Origin of the sequence: Polaromonas sp. CT11-55, from assembly GCF_047303325.1 — a bacterium.
GTDB lineage: Bacteria > Pseudomonadota > Gammaproteobacteria > Burkholderiales > Burkholderiaceae_C > Polaromonas.
Genome location: NZ_JBKBEX010000002.1, coordinates 225031 through 245424, shown reverse-complemented (window position 1 = coordinate 245424; position 20394 = coordinate 225031). Strand labels below are relative to the sequence as shown.

Genomic DNA, 20394 nt, shown 5'->3' with positions numbered 1-20394 from the left:
GAGAAAACCCTGACGTGATACACCAATCTTGTATACAAATATTGAGTTAACTCATCTACATTTGCACCATGGCCACCGCCCCCGACATCAGCAACCGCATCATCGAAGCCGTGATGGCGCAAAAGCTCGCCCCCGGCTCGCGCCTGGGCGAGCAGCAGTTGGCCCTGCTGTTTGACTGTAGCCGCACCATCGTCCGCGAGGCCCTGACCCGACTGGCAGTGCGCGGCATCGTCACCGTCAGCAGCCGGCGCGGCTGGTATGTCATAGAACCCTCCCAGGAAGAAGCGCGCGAGGCCTTTGAAGCGCGCCGCGTGATCGAGATGGGCCTGATCCGCTGCACCACCGACGTCAGCAAGGCCGCCATCAAGCAGCTCAAGAGCCACCTGACCCGCGAAAAGGCTGCCATCAAGGGCGACGACGTGGGCCTGCGCAGCTTTTTGCTGGGCGACTTCCATGTCTGCCTGGCCGAATGCCTGGGCAACAGCCTGCTGGCCGACACCCTGCGCGACTTCACCGCGCGCACCACACTCATTGCCATGCTGTACCAGTCCTCGCACGACGCGGCGCAGTCCTGCGAAGAGCATGTGCTCATCGTGCAGGCGCTGGAAAAGGGCGACCTGGCGAAAGCCGAAAAACTCATGCAGGCGCACATCGGCAGCGTGCAGGCCGCGCTCAAGCTGCAGGCCGGCGCGGGCGATCCGCTGGCGCAACTGCGCAGCGCGCTGAGCCCGCTGGCCGCGCAAGACAACAAACCGGCGTCTTCCGTGCCTTCCCGTGTTCGCAAAGCCGGCCGCACCGCGGCCAAACCCACAGACGATTCCTCAACCTACCTTGGAGCCCTGCTATGAAGTCCAGCAAACGCGTTTTTTCTTTCGCCCTCGCCGCAGCCGCGGTGCTGGCCGCCACCGGCGCCCATGCGCAAACCGCGCTGGACGACATCATGAAGGCCAAGGAAATCAAGATCGCCATCCCGACCGACTTCCCGCCCTACGGCATGGTCGGCACTGACCTGAAGCCCCAGGGCCTGGATGTCGAGATGGCCGGCTACATCGCGCAAAAACTCGGCGTCAAGGTAGAACTGGTTCCCGTCACCAGTGCCAACCGCATCGCCTACCTGCAAACCAAAAAGGCCGACCTGGTGATCTCCACACTGGGCAAAACCGCGGAGCGCGAAAAAGTCATCGACTTCACCGCCGCCTACACCCCCTTCTTCCAGGCCGTGTTCGGCCCCAAGAGCATCAGCGTGAAGTCTTTTGCCGACCTCAATGGCAAGACCATCAGCGTCACCCGCGCCGCCCTGGAAGACCAGGAACTGAGCAAGGTCGCGCCGGTCGGCGCGGACATCAAGCGCTTTGAGGACAACAACACCACGGTATCGGCCTACACCGCCGGCCAGGTGCAGCTGATCGCCACTGGCGCCTCGGTGGCCGGCAACATGATCGCCAAGAACCCGCAACTCAACACCGAGTACAAGCTGCTGCTGAAGGACTCCCCCAACTTCATAGGCGTTGCCAAGGGTGAAGACAAGCTGCGCCTGAAGGTCAATGAAGTGATTGCCGAAGCCAAGAAAAACGGCGACCTCGACAAGCTGGCCCTCAAGTGGCTGGGCCGACCTGCCGGCGATTTGCCGCAGTAGTTGCACACCCCCGTTGCGGTTCGCTTCGCGTAACCGCCTCCCCCCTTGCAGGGGGTGCCGCTGGTGGCCCGGCGAAGCCGGTTCCACTGCGGCTGCTGGTATGACGGGGAACAGCAACCTCTTTCAATAGGAAGTGAATCAGATGCGTGTCGAGCTTGATTTCATGGCAGTGCTGTCGCAGTGGCCGCTGCTGGCCACCGGCGTCGTCTGGACGCTGGGCCTGACGGCGATCTCGTCGGTGGCCGGCGTGTTTGTGGGCATGGGCTTTGCCTGGGCGCGCGCCAGCGGCCCCAGCTGGCTGCGCTGGGTGGTGGGCACTTACGTCGAGCTGATACGCAACACGCCTTTTATCGTGCAGCTGTTTTTCATTTTTTTCGGCCTGCCGGCCCTGGGCTTCAAGCTCTCGCCCGAGATCGCCTCGGTGCTGGCCATGGTGATCAACCTGGCGGCCTATGCCACCGAGATCATCCGCGCCGGCGTTGAAGCCACGCCGCGCGGGCAGATCGAAGCGGCCGAAAGCCTGGCGCTCAACCGGGTGCAGATCTACACCCGCGTGGTGCTGCCGCCCGCGCTCAAAAAGGTCTGGCCCGCCATGGTGAGCCAGATCATCATCGTGATGCTGGGCTCCGCCGTCTGCGGGCAGATCTCTACGCAGGAACTGTCTTACGCCGCCAACCTGATCCAGGGCCGCAACTTCCGCGCCTTTGAGGCCTTCATCATCGCCACGCTGATTTACCTGGCGCTGTCGGTGGCGGTGCGAAAGCTGCTGAACTGGGCGGGACCGAAATTTCTCTTCGGCCGCTGACAGGAAAGGCAGGACAACACCATGATCGAATTTTCCATCTGGGACATCTTCCGCAACCTGCTGCTCGCGGCGCGCTGGACCGTCGTGCTCTCGCTGGTCGCCTTCATAGGCGGCGGCCTGGTCGGCGCGCTGCTGCTGGTGGGCCGGCTGTCGGCCGCGCGCTCGGCGCCGGGCGCGCAAAAAGCCGCCCGCATCGTACGCCGCGCGCTGGACGGCTATGTGCTGCTGTTCCAGGGCACGCCGCTGCTGATGCAGCTTTTCCTGGCCTATTTCGGTTTGGCGCTTTTCGGCATCAACGTGCCGGCCTGGGTGGCAGCCGGGGTGGCGCTCACGCTTTACACCAGCGCCTACCTGGCCGAGATCTGGCGCGGCTGCGTCGACGCGATCCCCAAAGGCCAGTGGGAGGCCGCGCAAAGCCTGGCGCTCAATTTCGGCGAACAGCTGCGCTACATCGTGCTGCCGCAGGCCGTGCGCATCGCCGTGCCGCCCACCGTGGGTTTCCTGGTGCAGGTCATCAAGGGCACGGCGCTGGCCTCGGTGATCGGTTTTATCGAGCTGACCAAGGCCGGCACCATGATCACCAACGCCACCTTCAAACCCTTTGTGGTCTACAGCTGTGTGGCGCTGATGTACTTCGCGCTGTGTTTCCCCGTGTCCCTGTATGCCCGCAAGCTTGAGAGGAAAGCCCGCAATGGACGTTAACGTCACCCCATCCGCCGCAACGGCCGCAACGGCCGACAAGACATTGGTTGAAATCAATCAATTAAGAAAAAGCTTCGGGACTAACGAGGTGCTCAAGGGCATAGACCTGGAGGTCAAGGCCGGCGAAGTGATCGCGATCATCGGCAAAAGCGGTTCGGGCAAAAGCACGCTGCTGCGCTGCATCAACGGGCTGGAAGTGTTCCAGAGCGGTACCCTGCGCGTCGACGGCAAACACCTGCTGCACGACAACCCGCAGGTCATGCGCGAGCTGCGCCAGCGCGTGGGCATGATCTTCCAGAGCTTCAACCTGTTCCCGCACCTGACCGTCGGCAAGAACATCATGCTGGCGCCCACCCTGGTCAAGAAGACAGCCGGCGCGCCCGCGGCCGAGCATGCGCGCGCGCTGCTGCAGCGCGTGGGCCTGGCCGAGAAATTCGATGCCTGGCCCGACCAGCTCTCGGGCGGGCAGCAGCAGCGCGTGGCGATCGCGCGCGCGCTGGCCATGCAGCCTTCGGTGCTGCTCTGCGATGAAATCACCTCGGCGCTGGACCCTGAACTGGTGGGCGAGGTGCTGCAGGTGGTGGAAAGCCTGGCCGCCGAGGGCATGACGCTGTTGATGGTGACGCACGAGATGAACTTCGCCCGCAAGGTCTGCGACCGCGTGGTCTTTATGCACCAAGGCCGGGTGCACGAAATCGGCCCGCCCGAGGAAGTGTTCTCGAATCCGCAGACGGCCGAACTCAAGCAGTTCCTCGGCATGATCCAGTAAGCGCGGGCGGCAAGCGCGTCCCGGCCGGCTTCGGGATTGCGCAAAACGCACCAAAGCTGCGCGTCCATAGGTCGTGGCCGGCCCGAGCCTGGCTTTTTTTGGCGCCGGCTTGCCCCCGGCCCTGCGCAATCGCACGGCTTCCCGCACAATGGCGAGGTTAAACCTGCCCCGCTCCTGACGGGACAGCTGCCGCCGCCCGCTCCCCCGGATGGCTTGCGCCGTCCCCGCTACCCGCCGTCGCCTTCATGAACACCATGCCTCCCATCCTGTATTTTTTTGCGCTGTGCAACCTGGTCATAGGCAGCGGCGCCTTTGTGCTGGGCGGCATCCTGCAGCCCATGAGCGCGTCGCTTGGCATCAGCGTGGCGGCCGCCGGCCAGGCCATGACGGCCTACGCGGTGGCCACCGCCTTGCTGGCGCCGCTGCTCATCATCCTCACGGCCCGCTGGCCGCGCAAGCGCGCGGTGCAGCTGGCGCTGGCGCTGTTCACCGTGGGTTGCCTGGTGTGCGCCCTCGCGCCTAACCTGCCCCTGCTGCTGCTGGGCCGCGTGCTGATGGGCGCGGGCGCGATGTTCACCGCGGCGGCCTCGGCGCTGGCCGTCAGCATGGTGGTGCCCGCGCTGCGTGGCCGGGCGCTGTCCATCACCTTCCTGGGCATGAGCATCAGCTATGCCGTGGGCCTGCCCATAGGCGCCTGGCTGGGTTTTGAGTTCGGCTGGCGCGTGCCGGTGTGGCTGTCGGCGGCCGCCAGCGGCGCGGCATTGGCCGCGGCCAGCTGGCTGATTCCCGCCAACATGGCCAGCGCCGGTACCAGCTTCGCGGGCTTTCAGGCGGCCGCGCGCCAGGGCGCGGTGCTGCGCGTGTGGGGCCGCACCTTGCTGTATTTCATCGCCATCTTCAGCGTCTTCGCCTATGTCGGGCCGGTGCTGCACGCACTCAACCCCATGAACTCGGCGCAGCTCTCGGCCACACTGGCCGTCTTCGGCCTGGCCGGCGTGGGCGGCACGCTGATGGGCGGCTGGGCCACCGACCGTTTCGGCGCATTGCGCACCATGCGCGTGCAGCTTGCCGTGCTGGTCGCGATGATGTGCCTGCTGCCGCTCACGCGCGGCAGTGTGCCGGCCACCATGGCCGTGCTGGTGCTGTGGGGCATCGCCGGCTTCGGCCTGATGGCGCCGCAGCAAAGCCGGCTGGCCAGCCTTTCCCCGGCGCAGGCGCCCTTGCTGCTGAGCCTCAATGGCTCCATGCTGTATGTGGGTACGGCGCTGGGCGCGGTGATCAGCGGCGCGCTGCTGGACCAAGTGGGCTTTGCGCAGCTGGGCTGGGTGGGCGTGCCTTTCGGCTTGCTGGCCATGCTGACCCTGGTGTTTGACCGCAGGACCATGCGCATACCAGCTTCGGCCGCCGCATAAGATTTGGCATCACACCATGACAGCACAGGACCAGCTCGACAGCCTGCAAACCGCCTTGCAGCAATTGCGCAGCGGCGCGCTCGGCGTGGCGGCCTTTTCGCAAGCCGCGATGCAACAACAAAGCCTGGCGGCGGCCCTGCCCGAGCGATTTAACGAGGTGCTCTCGCAGTTGCTGAACCGGCTCGAATCCAGCGCGCTGTTCACCGAGGAAAGCTGCTCCTTCAGCCAGCAGGATTTGCTGGACAGCCTGCAGCTGTGGCTGGACAAGGCGCGGCTGCAGTTGCAAAAAACCGAGGCAAAAAGCTGAACTCGCGGGAACTTATCCGGGTCCTGCCCTATCATTCACCCATGCGCCATTTTCTGTTCGCCATCCTGATCGCCCTGCTGCCCCTGCGCGGCTGGATGGGCGACGCGATGGCCACGCAGATGGCGGCCGGCCAGATTCAGCATCATCAACAAACGCATGCCGCAGCCCAGGCGAATCATGTGCATGAAGCCATGGATGCGGCCCATGCCGACCACCCCACAGAAACCCAGGCGCTGCACGATTGCATGGACCAGGCGGCGAATGACGCCAGCCATTCAAATGACGACGGCCACTGCGAAACCTGCGCCGCCTGCCAGGCCTGCCACACGGTGGCCTTGTCGCCCGTGGCGCCCGGCCTGATGCCGCATTTCAGCGCACCCGCCCTGCCCCGTTCAGCGGCAGACCCCTTCGCCAGTGCTGACGCCGCACTGCGCCAAAAACCACCCATTTCCTGATCTCCAGGCCCGTAGTGGGTCTGTACTTGCCAGCCAGCGCAGCCCTTTGCGGCTAAACGCGCTGGGTTCTGCGATGCCCGCCATCGCACCCGCTTGTCTCAGGAGATTTTTGTGAACGTCCACGTCTGTTTTTTAAACCCGCGCGCATGGCTGCTGGCCGTGCTGCTGCCCGCGGGGGCCGCCGCCCATGCGCAGGCCCCCACACCCTATCCGCGGCTCGACCCCCGGCCTACCGAGCAGGCGGCCGACCCGGCCGCGCCGGTGCCGCCTGCCTTGTACACATCGGCCTTTGCCGGCCTGCCCAGCGGCGTGGAACCGGCCCTTGATGACTGGAAAAAAGCCAACGCCGCCGTGGGCCAGTTCCCGCGAGGCCATGCCGACCTGCTGAAGTGGGAGCAGGCCCAAGGCGCCCAGCCCGCGGCGCCCGCCGCCAAAAAACCATGAGGCCGGGCATGAACCCTCCCTTTATTCGCGACCGGGCCGGCCCGCGGCAACTGGGCACGCTGGCCTTGCTGTGTCTGGCACTGACGGCGCGCGCGGCCGTGCCTTTCGACGGCGGCGTGAGCAGCCTGGAGGCGCTGGCCCAGGGCCAGGCGTCCGGCCCCGTCGCCATCGCGCGGCCGGGCACGGACTCCGGCGCGGCCATCGCGCCCTTGCTGGCGGCCGGCCCGCTCAGCGCCGACACAGCGGTGCGCATCGCCCTGCTCAACAACCCCGGCCTGCAGGTTTCGCTGGCGGCGGACGGCGTCAACATCTCGGATGCCGCCATGGCCGCCAGCCCGACCAGGCGCAAGGCCGGCCAGGACATTGTTCTGCTGGCGGCCCAGGCGCGCAAAGCCTGGACACGTGCCGTGGCGGCCGCGCAGATAGCCCGCCTGGCGGCCGAGGCCAAAGACAGCGCCGAGGCCGGTGGCGAACTGGCCCGCCGCATGGCGCGCGCCGGCAACTGGAGCAAGCTGCAGCAGGCACGTGAACAACTGCTGCTGGCCGATGCGGCGGCGCAGCTCGCGCGTGCCCGGCAGGCGGCATCCAGCGAGCGCGAAAAGCTCATCGTGGTGCTGGGCCTGTGGGGCGCGCAAACCGGCTTTGCGCTGCCGGACCGCCTGCCCGAACTGCCGAAACAGCCCCAGGAATTGCCCGATGTGGAAAGCCGCGTGCTGCAGCAGCGGCTGGACCTTCAACTGGCAAGCGCAGAGTGGGCGCAGCAACGCAGGGCCCGGCGCGAACCCGGTGCCGAGGCGCTGTGGGATGCGATGGGCAATGCGGCCCGCGTGCGTGAACTGGCGGTGAAAGCCCGCAGCGAAGCCCGCGAGGCCTACCACGGCTACCGCACGGCCTGGGACCTGGCACAGTACTACGAAAAGCAGGTGCTCCCCTTGTCGCGCTTCATCAAGGACGAGACCCTGCTGCGCTACAACGGCATGCTGGCCAGCGTCTTTGAACTGCTGGCCGAATCACGCGCGCAGGCGCAGGCCGCGGGCGAAGCAGTCCAGGCCAGCCGCGACTTCTGGCTCGCCGACGCCGACCTTCGCACCGTGCTGGCCGGCGCGCCTTACGACGCGGCATCCGGCGCCTCCACGGAACGCCCTTCCACCGGCGCGGCCGCGGCCGCGCACTGAGGCAAAGCCCTCATCACTGGATCTTCAAGGACATTTCATGAATCGACGACATTTTTTCAACCGCGCGGCGACGGCAGGCATGAGCGCCGTGGCCGCCGCCTCGGTCAGCAAGGTGGCCATGGCCGCGCTGCCCGAGCCGGCGACCATGGCGCATGCCAACACCGCCGCGCCGCTCATGCCGCCCAATGGCAGGCCCTACAACCCCGTCCTCACCCTCAACGGCTGGACCCTGCCCTGGCGCATGAACAACGGCGTCAAGGAATTCCACCTGGTGGCCGAGCCCGTGGTGCGCGAAATGGCACCCGGCTTCAAGGCCCATATGTGGGGCTACAACGGCCAAAGCCCCGGCCCGACCATCGAAGTGGTGGAAGGCGACCGCGTGCGCATCTTCGTGAGCAACAAGCTGCCCGAGCACACCTCCGTCCACTGGCACGGCCAGCGCCTGCCCAACGGCATGGACGGCGTGGCCGGGCTGAACCAGCCGGCCATCCCGGTGGGCAAAACCTTTGTCTACGAGTTCATCGCGCGGCGGCCCGGCACCTTTATGTACCACCCGCATGCCGACGAAATGACGCAGATGGCCATGGGCATGATGGGCTTCTGGGTGACGCACCCCAAGGAGAAACACCCGCTGATCGCCGAGGTGGACCGCGACTTCGTGTTCCTGCTCAACGCCTATGACATAGAACCCGGCAGCATGACACCCAAAATCATGACCATGCTGGACTTCAACCTCTGGAGCTGGAACAGCCGCATCTTCCCGGGCATAGACCCGCTGGTGGTGCGAAGGAACGACAGGGTGCGCATACGCGTGGGCAACCTCACCATGACCAACCACCCGATACACCTGCACGGCCATGAGTTCACGGTGACCGGCACCGACGGCGGTCCCACGCCGCCGGCATCGCGCTGGCCGGAGGTGACGGCTGATGTCGCGGTGGGCCAGATGCGGCAGCTGGAGTTCCTGGCCGACGAGGAAGGCGACTGGGCTTTTCACTGCCACAAAAGCCACCACACCATGAACGCCATGGGCCACAACGTGCCCACCATGCTGGGTGTGGACCACCGCGGCCTGGTCGGCAAAATCCAGAAAGCGGCGCCCGACTACATGGTGATGGGCGAGCGCGGCATGGCCGACATGGGAAGCATGGAAATGCCGATTCCCGACAACACCGCGCCCATGATGACGGGCACGGGCCCCTACGGCGGCGTCGAAATGGGCGGCATGTTCAGCATGCTCAAGGTGCGCGGCGGCCAGAAACCCGGCGACTACAAGGACCCGGGCTGGTATCGGCAGCCGCCCGGCACCCGGGCCTTTGAATGGACAGGCTCCCTGCCCGAGGCCGTACGCCCCGGGGCCGGCAGCGCAGCCGCCACACCTTCGGCCGAAGTCCAGATCCGCAAGCCTTCGGGCCACGGCAGCCATTGACACCCTCTCTTCATATCCACACCATTTAATTTAAGGACTCTCATGAAATTCTCATCCGCACTCACCCTCGTTGCCGCTTGCGCCATCGGCTTGGCGGCGCCCGCCGCCTTTGCCCACGGCAGTGAAGACCATGCCGGCAAGCCCGCCGCCGTCAGGAAGGAACAAAAGGACTGGGGCATTGCCGGCGATGCCAAATCGGCCACGCGCACCGTGACGCTGGCCATGGACGACAACATGCGCTTTACGCCCGACAAGCTGGCCTTCAAGCAGGGCGAGACCGTGCGCTTCGTGATCCGCAACCAGGGAAAACTTTTGCACGAACTCGTGATCGGCACGAAACCGGAGCTCGATGCGCACGCCGCCATGATGATGAAATTTCCCGGCATGGAGCATGACGAGCCTTACATGGCGCACATACCCGCCGGCAAGTCGAGCGATCTGGTCTGGACCTTTAACCGCGCCGGCGAGTTCGACTTCGCCTGCCTGATCGCCGGCCACTACCAGGCCGGCATGGTGGGCAAGATCAGCGTGGCGCGCTGAATGGAGCCGGTATTCCCCCCACACACAAGGAGCACACCATGAAAAGGCGACAACTGATGCAAGCCATGGCAGCCATCGCCAGCCCGGCGCTGGCCACCGGCTTGCTGGCGCAGACCCGGCCTCAGGTCGAGGTCTGGAAAGACCCCGAATGCGGCTGCTGCAAGGACTGGGTAGCCCACCTGGAGGCCAACGGTTTTCAAGTTCGCGTCAATGACAGCGGCAACACGGCCGCGCGCAAACGCCTGGGCATTCCCGACAAGCTGGGCTCCTGCCATACGGCGGAGGTCGGCGCGCAGGGCAAACGCTACGCGCTCGAAGGCCACGTGCCTGCCCGTGAGGTGAAGCGCCTGCTCAAGGAGGCGCCGCAAGCCGTCGGCCTGGCCGTACCCGGCATGCCGGTGGGCTCGCCGGGCATGGATGCGCCGCTCTACGGCGGGCGCAAAGACCCGTATGACGTGCTGCTGGTCCTCCAGGACGGCAGCAACCGTGTTTACCAAAGCTATCACCGCAGTTGAAAAGGAATCCCCATGAAACATTTGAAACAGGCACTTATTACCCTCCTCACCGCGCTGGCCGCCTCGGCGGCCCTGGCGCAAGCCGCGGCGCCGCTGACCGAAGGCGAAATCCGCAAGGTCGACAAGGAAGCCGGCAAGCTCACGATCAAGCACGGCGAGATCAAAAACCTGGAGATGCCGCCCATGACCATGGTGTTCCGTGTCAGCGACCCCAAGCTGCTGGAGTCGCTCAGCGCGGGGGACAAGATCGGCTTCCAGGCCGAGAAGGTGGACGGCCAGTTCACGGTGACGGCGATCGACAAAAAAGCGCCGTAGCGAAACGCCCGCGGCGCATGCTAAGGTTGGCGTATGCCCAAAGCCATACGCTACACCCTGCTGTCGCTGCGCGACCTGGCCGCCTCGGCCGGGCCTTTCATCGTGCTGGCCTTTGCCTTGCTGGCGCTGGCCTACTGGTGGTTGGACCCAAACCCGCCCAAGCGCGTGACGCTGGCCACCGGCCCGGCGCAAAGCGCCTACGAGGAATTCGGCAAGCGCTATGCCAAGGCGCTGGCGGCCGAAGGCATAACGGTGGTGCTGCAGCCCTCCGAAGGCTCGGCCGCCAACCTGCAGCTGCTGCGTGAGGGCAAGGTCGACGTGGGTTTTGTCCAGGGCGGCACCAGCGACTACACCGAGCAGGATGAAGAGGACCTGGCATCGCTCGGCAGCCTTTTTGTGGAGCCGCTCTGGCTGTTTTACCGCGAGGACGCCGCGCGCAAGGTGGCCGCGGCGGCGCGGGCTGGCAAAACCAAGGCCAGCCAGGCTGCTGGCAAGGCCGATCCGGCCGAAGACGCCAGCCTGAGTTCGCTCACACAGCTGCAGGGCCTGCGCGTCAACACCGGCACGCCCGGCAGCGGCGTTCCCAGCCTGATGGCCAAGCTGCTGGAGAGCAACCATATTGACCCGGCGTCGCTGAAGATATCCCGGCTGGAGCAGACGCCCGCCACCGTGGCCTTCCTGGGCGGCGAGCTGGACGCCATCGTGTTCGCGTCCGCGCCCGAATCGTTGATGGTGCAGATGCTGCTGCAGACGCCCGGCGTGAAGCTGATGAACTTCGCCCAGAGCGAGGCCTACTCCAGGCGTTTCGCCTTCCTGACACCGACCCGCCTGCCGCGCGGCGTGGTGGACCTGGCCGCCAACATCCCGCCCGACGACGTGCGCCTGGTGGCATCCACCACCTCGCTGATCACGCGCACCACCACCCATCCCGCCCTGCAGCAGCTGCTGGCCCAGGCCGGCAACGAGATCCACGGCGGGGCCGGCTGGTTCAAGAGCGCGCGCGAATACCCCAACCGCGACAACAGCGAGCTGCCCATTTCCAAGGAGGCCGAACGCGCCATCAAGAACGGCACGCCGGTGCTGCAACGCTACCTGCGCTTCTGGGTGGCCAACCTGGTCGAGCGCATGTGGCTGGTGATGGGCATCATCATCGCCATCATGCTGCCGCTGTCGCGCATCATCCCGCCGCTCTACGCCTTTCGCGTGCGTTCGCGCATCTTTCGCTGGTACGGCCGGCTGCGCGACATCGAGAACCGCGTGGACGGCAGCGGCGACAGCGACCGCAACAGCAGCAAAAACGAGGCCCTGCTGGAAGAACTCAACGACCTGGAACGCCGGGCCGAAAAAATCACGGTGCCGTTGTCCTACACCGACGAGCTGTACGCGCTGCGCGGCAATATTCACCTGGTGCGCAAGAAGCTGCAGCGGCTTTAGCGGGCCGACCCGCCGTTTTGGGACGGGCGGGCGGCACCTGAAAGGGGCGCGCCGGGCCCTGTTTGGGGCGCCAACAGGGCCGCGCAAAGCGTTTCCGGGGCACGCGTTGTTTCTTTAACCCTAAAGTAAACCCCTGTGTCGGCATATCATTTGCTCTGCTAGTATCGCCCGATACTTTTTTCTTTGGCCGATGCTTGCTTTTATTCTGCGCCGCCTGATCCAGGCCGTGATCGTGATGGTCGTGGTCGCCCTGATCGCCTTCATGCTGTTCCAGTATGTCGGCGACCCGGTGGTGTTCCTGCTGGGGCAGGACGCCTCACCCGCGCAGATCACCCAGCTGCGCGCCGACCTGGGCCTGGACAAGCCCTTCATCGTGCAATTCTGGCACTTCCTCATGAACGCCACGCAGGGTGAGTTCGGCCTGAGCCTGCGCCAGGGCGCCAAGGTCTCACGGCTGATCGCCGAACGTTTTCCGGCCACGCTGGAACTGGCCCTCGTGGCGGCTTTCATGGCGCTGCTGATCGGCATTCCCATGGGCGTGTATTCGGCGCTGCGCCGCGGCAGCTTCCTGAGCCAGGTATTCATGACGATCTCGCTGCTGGGCGTGTCACTGCCCACCTTTTTGATCGGCATCCTGCTGATCCTGGTGTTCGCCGTGGGCCTTGGCTGGTTCCCGAGCTTCGGCCGCGGCGAAACCGTGCAGATAGGCTGGTGGAGCACCGGCCTCTTCAAGGCCGACGGCTGGCACCATATCGTGCTGCCGGCCGTGACGCTGGCGGTGTTCCAGCTCACATTGATCATGCGGCTGGTGCGCGCGGAAATGCTGGAGGTGCTGCGCACCGACTACATCAAGTTCGCGCGCGCCCGCGGCCTGCCCGACCGCGCCATCCACTTCGGCCACGCACTCAAAAACACGCTGGTGCCGGTGATGACCATCACCGGCCTGCAGCTGGGCGGGCTGATCGCATTTGCCATCATCACCGAGACCGTGTTCCAGTGGCCAGGCATGGGCCTGCTGTTCATCCAGGCCGTGACCTTCGCCGACATCCCGGTCATGGCAGCCTACCTGTGCCTGATCGCGCTGATTTTTGTGGTGATCAACCTGGTCGTCGACCTGCTGTACTTCGCGGTGGATCCCAGGCTGCGCATAGGCAACCCCGCCGGCCACTGAGGCCGCGGGCCCGCGCAACCCCCAACGCCCCCTTCATTTTTCTTCCGTTTTTTCCCGCAAGCCCTCATCCCTTCCACAAGGAGTCCCCGATGAATTTCAAGTCAACCCTGCTCTCGGCCAGCGTCCTGTGCGCCTTCGCGGCCACCTCTTTTGTCGCATCCGCGCAGACCCTGAGGGTCGCCAACCAGGGCGACTCGCTGTCCATGGACCCGCACTCGCTCAACGAATCGCTGCAGCTCAGCGTGACCGGCAACGCCTATGAGGGCCTGGTCATCCGCAACAAGGACCTGAGCCTAGCGCCCGGCCTGGCCACCTCGTGGAAACAGACTTCGCCGACCGTGTGGCGTTTCGAGCTGCGCAAGGGCGTGCAGTTCCATGACGGCACGCCGTTCACGGCCGACGATGTGGTCTTCAGCTTCAACCGCACGCAGGCCGAAGGCTCGGACATGAAGAGCTACACCAACGATTTCAAGGAAGTGCGCAAGATCAACGACCACGTGGTCGAGATCGAAACCAAGACGCCCTTCCCCATCCTGCCCGACGTGATCTCGCTGGTCTACATGATGAGCAAGAAGTGGTGCGAAACCAACCAGGCGACCCGGCCGGTGGACCGCCGCAAGGGCATAGAGAACGCGGCCTCCTTCCGCGCGAACGGCACCGGCCCCTACCGCGTGCGCGAGCGCCAGCCCAATGTGCGCACCACCTTCGTCCGCAACGGCAACTACTGGGGCAAGATCGAGGGCAACGTCCAGGAAGTGATTTACACGCCCATCGGCAACGACGCTACCCGCGTCGCGGCCTTGCTGTCGGGCGAGGTCGACGTGATGGAACCCGTGCCGGTGCAGGACATAGACCGCGTCAACGGCAACGCCGGCACCAAGGTGCTGGTCGGCGCCGAACTGCGCACCATCTTCCTGGGCATGGACCAGAAACGCGACGAGTTGCTGTACTCGAACGTCAAGGGCAAGAACCCCTTCAAGGACAAGCGCGTGCGCCAGGCCTTCTACCAGGCCATCGACATCGACGGCATCAAGAAAACCGTGATGCGCGGCGCTTCCAGCCCGACGGCGCTGCTGATAGGCCCCGGCATCAACGGTTTCCAGCAAGAGCAGAACAAGCGCCTGCCCTACGACCCGGAAGCCGCCAAAAAACTGATGATCGAAGCCGGCTACCCGAACGGCTTTGAAGTGTCCATGAACTGCCCGAACGACCGCTACGTGAACGACAGCCGCATCTGCCAGGCCGTGGCCGCCAACCTGTCGCGCATCAACGTCAAGATCAACCTGCAGGCCGAAACCAAGGGAACCTACTTCCCCAAGGTGCTGCGCCGCGACACCAGCTTTTACATGCTGGGCTGGACGCCGGCCACCTATGACGCCCACAACGCGCTCAATGCGCTGGTCGCCTGCGTGGACGACAAGGGCGCCGGCCAGTTCAATCTGGGCGCCTATTGCAACCCCAAAGTCGACGAGCTGACCAAAAAGATCCAGTCGGAAACCGACAAGACCAAGCGCAACGCGCTGATCAAGGAAGCCTTCGACATCCACGGCGCCGACATCGGCCACCTGCCGCTGCACCAGCAGTCGCTGGCCTGGGGCACGAGCAAGAAGGTCGAGCTGGTCCAGCTGGCCGACAACTTCATGTTCTTCAAGTGGATGACTATAAAGAAATAAGCACCCCCCTGTTGCCGTTCGCTTCGCGTAACGGCCTCTCCCCTACAGGGGACAACAGCCGCGGCCCGGCAAAGCCGGTTCCGCGCTGAGGAGTAACCTCCCCCCTGTTGCCTTTTCGCTTCGCGTAACGGCCTCTCCCCTACAGGGGACAACAGCTGCGGCCCGGCAAAGCCGGTTCCGCGCTGTTGCTGGCACAGGACTCGCTTTACTCGCCTCTAGTTAATACGGATTGCGCCTTCTTTTGATGAAAAAAACCCTTGCGCGCTGGCTGGACAGTGATGTGGGCCACAGCTTTCGCACCTCGCCGGTGGCGATGGTGGCGGCCGCCATTGCGCTGGTCTGCATTTTTTGCTCGGTGTTCGCCGGTTGGGTGGCGCCGCACGACCCCTTCAACCTGAGCACGCTGGAGCTCGGCGACGCGCGGCTGCCGCCGGCCTGGTATGCGCAGGGCAGTTCCAAATACCTGCTGGGCACCGACGACCAGGGGCGCGACATCCTGTCGGCGCTGATGTACGGCGCGCGCATTTCGCTGGTCGTGGGCGTGGCCTCGGTCATCCTGTCCATGCTGGCCGGCGTGTCGCTGGGCCTGATTGCGGGGTTCAGGGGCGGCTGGATCGATTCGGCCCTGATGCGGGTTTGCGACGTGATGTCCTCGTTTCCGCCCATCCTGGTCGCGCTGCTGATCGCGGGCGTGGGCCGCGCGGTGTTTCCCAATGCCAGCCAGCTGCTCGCCATGGGCGTGCTGATCCTGTCGATCTCCATGGGGCAGTCGGGCTGGGTCCAGTACGCGCGCACGGTGCGCGGCTCCACCATGGTGGAGCGCGGCAAGGAATATGTGCAGGCCGCCCGCGTCACCGGCGTGGCGCCGCTGCGCATCATGCGCCGCCACGTGCTGCCCAATGTGATGGGGCCGGTACTGGTGCTGGCGACCATCCAGGTGGCCACCGCCATCATCACCGAGGCCACGCTGTCCTTTCTGGGCGTGGGCGCGCCGCCGACCTCGCCCTCGCTGGGCACGCTGATCCGCGTGGGCAACGACTACCTGTTTTCGGGCGAGTGGTGGATCACCGTGTTCCCGGGCCTGATGCTGGTGCTGATCGCGCTGAGCGTGAACCTGCTGGGCGACTGGCTGCGCGATGCGCTGAACCCGCGCCTCAGGTAAGGACGAGTCAGAAAATGAGTCTTTTGCAAATCAAGAACCTGGTGGTCGAATTCCCCGGCCGACGCGGCACGCTGCGCGCGCTGGACGACATTTCCTTTGACATCGCGCCCGGCGAAATCCTCGGCGTTGTGGGTGAATCGGGTGCGGGCAAGTCGCTGACCGGCGCCGCCATCATCGGCCTGCTGGAGCCGCCCGGGCGCGTGGCCGGCGGCCAGATCCTGCTCGAAGGCGAGCGCATCGACAACCTGCCCCATGAGCGCATGCGCCACATCCGGGGGCGCAAGATAGGCGCGATCTTCCAGGACCCGCTGACCTCGCTGAACCCGCTTTACACCATAGGGCGGCAACTGGTGGAAACCATACAGGCCCACCTGCCGGTGACGGCGCGCGAGGCCAGGGCGCGCGCCATTGAGCTGCTCAACGACACCGGCATACCGGCGGCCGCGCAGCGCATAGACCACTACCCGCACCAGTTCTCGGGCGGCATGCGACAGCGCGTTGTGATTGCCTTGGCGCTGGCGGCCGAGCCCAAGCTGATCGTGGCCGACGAGCCGACGACCGCACTCGACGTGTCCATCCAGGCGCAAATCATCACGCTGCTCAAAAACATCTGCAAACAGCGCGGCGCCGCCGTGATGCTGATCACCCACGACATGGGCGTGATCGCCGAGACCTGCGACCGCGTGGCCGTGATGTATGCGGGGCGCATTGCCGAGATAGGCCCGGTGCATCAGGTGATCAACCACCCCTCGCATCCCTATACCGCGGGTCTGATGGCGGCGATTCCCGACATCACGGTGGAGCGCGAGCGCCTCTACCAGATCGACGGCGCCATGCCGCGCCTGAACGCCATCCCGCAGGGCTGCGCCTTCAACCCGCGCTGCCCCAAGGCTTTTGACCGCTGCCGCCAGGACAGGCCGGACCTGATGCCGGCCGGCGCCACACGCGCCGCTTGCTGGCTGCATGACGCGCATGCGGGGGTGGCGGTATGAGCGACACGGCAAAAAACGTGGAGGCTCCGCTGGTCCGGGCCCATGACCTGGCCAAGACCTTCGACGTGTCGCCGCCCTGGCTGAACCGTGTGCTGGAGCGCAAGCCCCGGCTGCTGCTCAAAGCCGTCGACGGTGTGAGTTTCGAGATTGAAAAAGGCAAGACACTGGCGCTGGTCGGTGAATCGGGTTGCGGCAAAAGCACCGTGGCACGCCTGCTGGTGGGCCTGTATGAGCCCACGCGCGGCGGCCTGAACTTCGACGGCCAGGACGCGCATGCGGTGTTCAAGACGCCGGCCGGCCGGCAGTTGCGCAGCCGGATCCAGATGATCTTCCAGGATCCCTACGCCAGCCTGAACCCGCGCTGGACGATTGAGGACATCATCGCCGAGCCGCTGCGTGAGCACGGCCTCCTGGAGGGCGGCCCCGCGCTCAAGGAACGCGTGGGCGAACTGCTCAGGTCGGTGGGCCTGTCGCCGCTGGACATGACCAAATACCCGCACCAGTTCTCGGGCGGGCAGCGCCAGCGCATCTCCATCGCGCGCGCCCTGGCCACCGAGCCCGAATTCCTGGTCTGCGACGAGCCCACCTCGGCGCTCGACGTGAGCGTGCAGGCGCAGGTGCTCAACATCATGAAGGACCTGCAGCGCACGCGGGGCCTGACCTACCTCTTCATCTCGCACAACCTGGCGGTGGTGCGCCATGTCAGCGACCAGGTCGGCGTGATGTACCTGGGGCGCCTAGTAGAACTGGCCGACAAGCACAGCCTGTTCGACAGGCCGCGCCATCCCTACACGCGCATGCTGCTGGACGCCATCCCCAAGATGCACGACACCGGCCGCGCCCGCACGCCGGTCTCGGGCGAGGTGCCGAATCCGCTGAATCCGCCGGGCGGCTGTACCTTCCACCCGCGTTGCCCGCACGCCGACGCGCGCTGCCGCAGCGAACGGCCGGAGTTCCTGCAGTTCGAAGGCGTTCGCGTGGCCTGCCATGCGGTTGAAGAGGGCAGGATTTAGGGAACAAATACCGGGAACTCGGCACCGTCATGCAAAGCGCAACCGGCTTGGTTACCATGTACTTTTAGGGGCATCGCCATGAAAATCATTGACTCCATCCTGGCCGGAGCGGCCGACATCGCAGCCGTGCGCCGCGACATCCACGCCCACCCCGAGCTGTGTTTCCAGGAAGTGCGCACCGCCGACGTGGTCGCGAAAAAACTCGAATCCTGGGGCATCCCCATCCACCGCGGCATGGGCACCACCGGCGTGGTGGGCATCGTGCATGGGCGTGACGGCGGCGCCTGCGGCCGCGCCGTGGGCCTGCGCGCCGACATGGACGCCCTGCCCATGCAGGAATTCAACACCTTTGCCCACGCCAGCACGCAGCCTGGCAAGATGCACGCCTGCGGCCATGACGGCCACACCGCCATGCTGCTGGCCGCGGCGCGCCACTTCTCGCAGAACCGGGACTTTGACGGCACGGTCTACCTGATCTTCCAGCCGGCCGAAGAAGGCGGCGGCGGCGCGCGCGAGATGATCAGGGACGGCCTGTTCGAGAAGTTCCCCATGGAGGCTGTCTTCGGCATGCACAACTGGCCCGGCGCCCCGGTGGGCACCTTCGCGGTCAGCGCGGGGCCGGTGATGGCATCGAGCAATGAGTTCAAGATCACCATACGCGGCAAGGGCAGCCATGCCGCCATGCCTCACAACGGCATAGACCCGGTACCGGTGGCCTGCCAGATGGTGCAGGGCTTCCAGAACATCATCAGCCGCAACAAAAAACCCGTGGACGCGGGCGTCATCTCGGTGACCATGATCCACGCCGGCGAGGCCACCAACGTGGTGCCCGACTCCTGCGAACTGCAGGGCACGGTGCGCACCTTCAGCATCGAGGTGCTGGACCTGATTGAAAGGCGCATGAAGGAAGTCGCCGAACACACCTGCGCCGCCTTCGAGGCGCGCTGCGAGTTCAAATTCCATCGCAACTACCCGCCCACCGTGAACAGCGCCGCCGAGGCAGAGTTCGCGCGCCAAGTCATGAGCGACATCGTGGGCCCGGCCAATGTGCTGGCGCAGGAGCCCACCATGGGCGCGGAAGACTTTGCCTACATGCTGCAGGCCAAACCCGGCGCCTACTGCTTTATCTCCAACGGCGACGGTGCTCACCGCGACATGGGCCACGGCGAGGGGCCCTGCACGCTGCACAATCCGAGCTACGACTTCAACGACGACCTCATTCCCCTGGGCGGCACCTACTGGGTCCAGCTGGCCACACGCTGGCTGGGCACGGCCGCCAGGGCCTGAATCCTGACCACGCCAACATCACCATGAACCCACACGCGGCTTTTTCGGCCAGCTACGCGGCTGCGCGCGCCAAATTCCTTGAGGCGGCCGGCGCCGCCGGCATGGCACTTCGCGCCTACGAACACCCGCTTAAAGGCCGCGACGGCGAAACCCTGGCCATGGACGTGGCCCTGGACGGTTCGCCCGACGCCGAGCACCTCTTCATCGTCAGCAGCGCCTGCCACGGCGTCGAAGGCTATTGCGGCTCGGGCGTGCAGGTGTATGCCGCGTGCGATGCCGAGTGGCGCGCCAAGGCCCGCGCCGGCGGCGTCGCGGTGCTCTACATCCATGCACTCAATCCCCACGGCTTCTCGTACGCACGGCGCACCACGCATGAGAATGTGGACCTGAACCGCAACTTCCACGACTTCGGCCAGTCGCTGCCCGTCAACGAGGCCTACCGCGAGGTCCATGACCTGCTGCTGCCCGCGCAATGGCCGCCCACGGACGGGAACGAGGCATCCATCGCGGCCTACATCGACACACACGGCGTAGCGCGCTACCAGGCGGCGGTGTCGCAAGGGCAGCATGAATATGCCGACGGCATGTTCTTCGGCGGCACCGCGCCGACCTGGAGCAACCAGACCCTGCGCGAAGTGCTACGCACCTTCGGGCGGCAGGCCAGGCGCATCGCCTGGATGGACCTGCACACGGGCCTGGGACCCAGCGGGCTGGGCGAGCGCATTTTTGCCTGTGAGAACGACGCCAAGGTCCTGGCACGTGCACGCGCCTGGTGGGACGGCGGCGGCGAGACGCCCGTGACCTCTTTCTACGACGGTTCCTCCACCTCGGCAAAACTCACCGGACTGATGTGGACCGCCGTGTACGACGAATGCCCGCAGGCCGAATACACCGGCATGGCCATGGAGTACGGCACACTGCCCATCCTCGACATCATCGCCGCCCTGCGCGCCGATCACTGGCTGCACAAGCACCCCGGGACGCCACCCGAGGTGCAAGCGGCGATCAAACGCCAGATGATGAACGCCTTTTATATCGATACCGACGAATGGCGTACCCAGATCATCGCGCAGGCGCGCCAGGCCATGTTCCAGACAGTGGACGGGCTGGGCTCGGCCTGAAAGCCACATAATGAGGCGTGGCGGCCCCGACCCGGGC

The 20394-nt window shown here is 65.6% G+C and carries 22 protein-coding genes; all 22 read left to right on the top strand.

Annotated features, from left to right (window positions below):
* The first annotated feature begins 68 nt into the window (after positions 1-68).
* On the top strand, positions 69-848 hold the full coding sequence (locus tag ACEN8I_RS02980) for a GntR family transcriptional regulator (protein ID WP_413326124.1): 780 nt from the start codon (positions 69-71) through the stop codon (positions 846-848).
* Entirely contained in the window at positions 845-1636 is a 792-nt protein-coding gene (locus tag ACEN8I_RS02975; protein WP_413326122.1) for a transporter substrate-binding domain-containing protein, read from the top strand. Before ACEN8I_RS02980 ends, ACEN8I_RS02975 begins: the two co-directional genes overlap by 4 nt.
* 142 nt (positions 1637-1778) lie before the next feature.
* Positions 1779-2441, top strand: a complete 663-nt coding sequence (locus tag ACEN8I_RS02970; RefSeq protein WP_413326120.1) for an amino acid ABC transporter permease — start codon at positions 1779-1781, stop codon at positions 2439-2441.
* 21 nt (positions 2442-2462) lie between these two features.
* A complete protein-coding gene (locus tag ACEN8I_RS02965; protein ID WP_413326118.1) occupies positions 2463-3143 on the top strand; it encodes an amino acid ABC transporter permease in 681 nt (226 codons plus the stop codon).
* Positions 3133-3912 (top strand): amino acid ABC transporter ATP-binding protein, encoded by a 780-nt coding sequence (locus ACEN8I_RS02960; RefSeq protein ID WP_413326116.1) that lies wholly within the window; start codon positions 3133-3135, stop codon positions 3910-3912. The genes ACEN8I_RS02965 and ACEN8I_RS02960 overlap by 11 nt, the downstream gene beginning before the upstream one ends.
* A 245-nt stretch (positions 3913-4157) precedes the next feature.
* On the top strand, positions 4158-5324 hold the full coding sequence (locus ACEN8I_RS02955) for an MFS transporter (protein ID WP_413326114.1): 1167 nt from the start codon (positions 4158-4160) through the stop codon (positions 5322-5324).
* 16 nt (positions 5325-5340) lie between these two features.
* Complete coding sequence (locus tag ACEN8I_RS02950; protein ID WP_413326112.1) at positions 5341-5631, top strand: hypothetical protein; 291 nt, start codon at positions 5341-5343, stop codon at positions 5629-5631.
* 41 nt (positions 5632-5672) lie between these two features.
* Positions 5673-6086 (top strand): hypothetical protein, encoded by a 414-nt coding sequence (locus ACEN8I_RS02945; RefSeq protein ID WP_413326110.1) that lies wholly within the window; start codon positions 5673-5675, stop codon positions 6084-6086.
* Positions 6087-6197: 111 nt separating this feature from the next.
* Positions 6198-6530 carry a hypothetical protein gene (locus ACEN8I_RS02940; protein ID WP_413326108.1) on the top strand — a complete coding sequence of 111 codons (333 nt, stop codon included), beginning with the start codon at positions 6198-6200 and terminating at the stop codon, positions 6528-6530.
* A gap of 8 nt (positions 6531-6538) precedes the next feature.
* On the top strand, positions 6539-7705 hold the full coding sequence (locus ACEN8I_RS02935) for a TolC family protein (protein ID WP_413326105.1): 1167 nt from the start codon (positions 6539-6541) through the stop codon (positions 7703-7705).
* 37 nt (positions 7706-7742) lie between these two features.
* Entirely contained in the window at positions 7743-9134 is a 1392-nt protein-coding gene (locus tag ACEN8I_RS02930; protein WP_413326103.1) for a multicopper oxidase family protein, read from the top strand.
* A gap of 42 nt (positions 9135-9176) precedes the next feature.
* Positions 9177-9674 (top strand): plastocyanin/azurin family copper-binding protein, encoded by a 498-nt coding sequence (locus tag ACEN8I_RS02925; protein WP_413326101.1) that lies wholly within the window; start codon positions 9177-9179, stop codon positions 9672-9674.
* 38 nt (positions 9675-9712) lie between these two features.
* Entirely contained in the window at positions 9713-10189 is a 477-nt protein-coding gene (locus ACEN8I_RS02920; RefSeq protein WP_413326099.1) for a DUF411 domain-containing protein, read from the top strand.
* A 12-nt stretch (positions 10190-10201) separates the two neighbouring features.
* A complete protein-coding gene (locus tag ACEN8I_RS02915; protein ID WP_413326097.1) occupies positions 10202-10504 on the top strand; it encodes a copper-binding protein in 303 nt (100 codons plus the stop codon).
* 33 nt (positions 10505-10537) lie between these two features.
* A complete protein-coding gene (locus ACEN8I_RS02910) occupies positions 10538-11938 on the top strand; it encodes a TAXI family TRAP transporter solute-binding subunit (protein ID WP_413326095.1) in 1401 nt (466 codons plus the stop codon).
* Positions 11939-12128: 190 nt separating this feature from the next.
* On the top strand, positions 12129-13109 hold the full coding sequence (locus ACEN8I_RS02905; protein ID WP_413326093.1) for an ABC transporter permease: 981 nt from the start codon (positions 12129-12131) through the stop codon (positions 13107-13109).
* Positions 13110-13198: 89 nt separating this feature from the next.
* Entirely contained in the window at positions 13199-14782 is a 1584-nt protein-coding gene (locus tag ACEN8I_RS02900) for an ABC transporter substrate-binding protein (RefSeq protein WP_413326091.1), read from the top strand.
* Positions 14783-15026: 244 nt separating this feature from the next.
* The gene (locus tag ACEN8I_RS02895; RefSeq protein ID WP_413326089.1) at positions 15027-15944 is read left to right on the top strand and encodes an ABC transporter permease; all 918 of its coding nucleotides are present in this window, start codon (positions 15027-15029) and stop codon (positions 15942-15944) included.
* Between the two features lie 14 nt (positions 15945-15958).
* Positions 15959-16936, top strand: coding sequence for an ABC transporter ATP-binding protein (locus tag ACEN8I_RS02890; protein ID WP_413326087.1), 978 nt, complete (start codon positions 15959-15961; stop codon positions 16934-16936).
* Positions 16933-17949, top strand: coding sequence for an ABC transporter ATP-binding protein (locus ACEN8I_RS02885; RefSeq protein WP_413326085.1), 1017 nt, complete (start codon positions 16933-16935; stop codon positions 17947-17949). Before ACEN8I_RS02890 ends, ACEN8I_RS02885 begins: the two co-directional genes overlap by 4 nt.
* Before the next feature lie 78 nt (positions 17950-18027).
* Entirely contained in the window at positions 18028-19236 is a 1209-nt protein-coding gene (locus ACEN8I_RS02880; RefSeq protein WP_413326083.1) for a M20 aminoacylase family protein, read from the top strand.
* A 23-nt stretch (positions 19237-19259) separates the two neighbouring features.
* Positions 19260-20357, top strand: coding sequence for a M14 family metallopeptidase (locus ACEN8I_RS02875; protein WP_413326081.1), 1098 nt, complete (start codon positions 19260-19262; stop codon positions 20355-20357).
* The last annotated feature ends 37 nt before the right edge of the window (positions 20358-20394 follow it).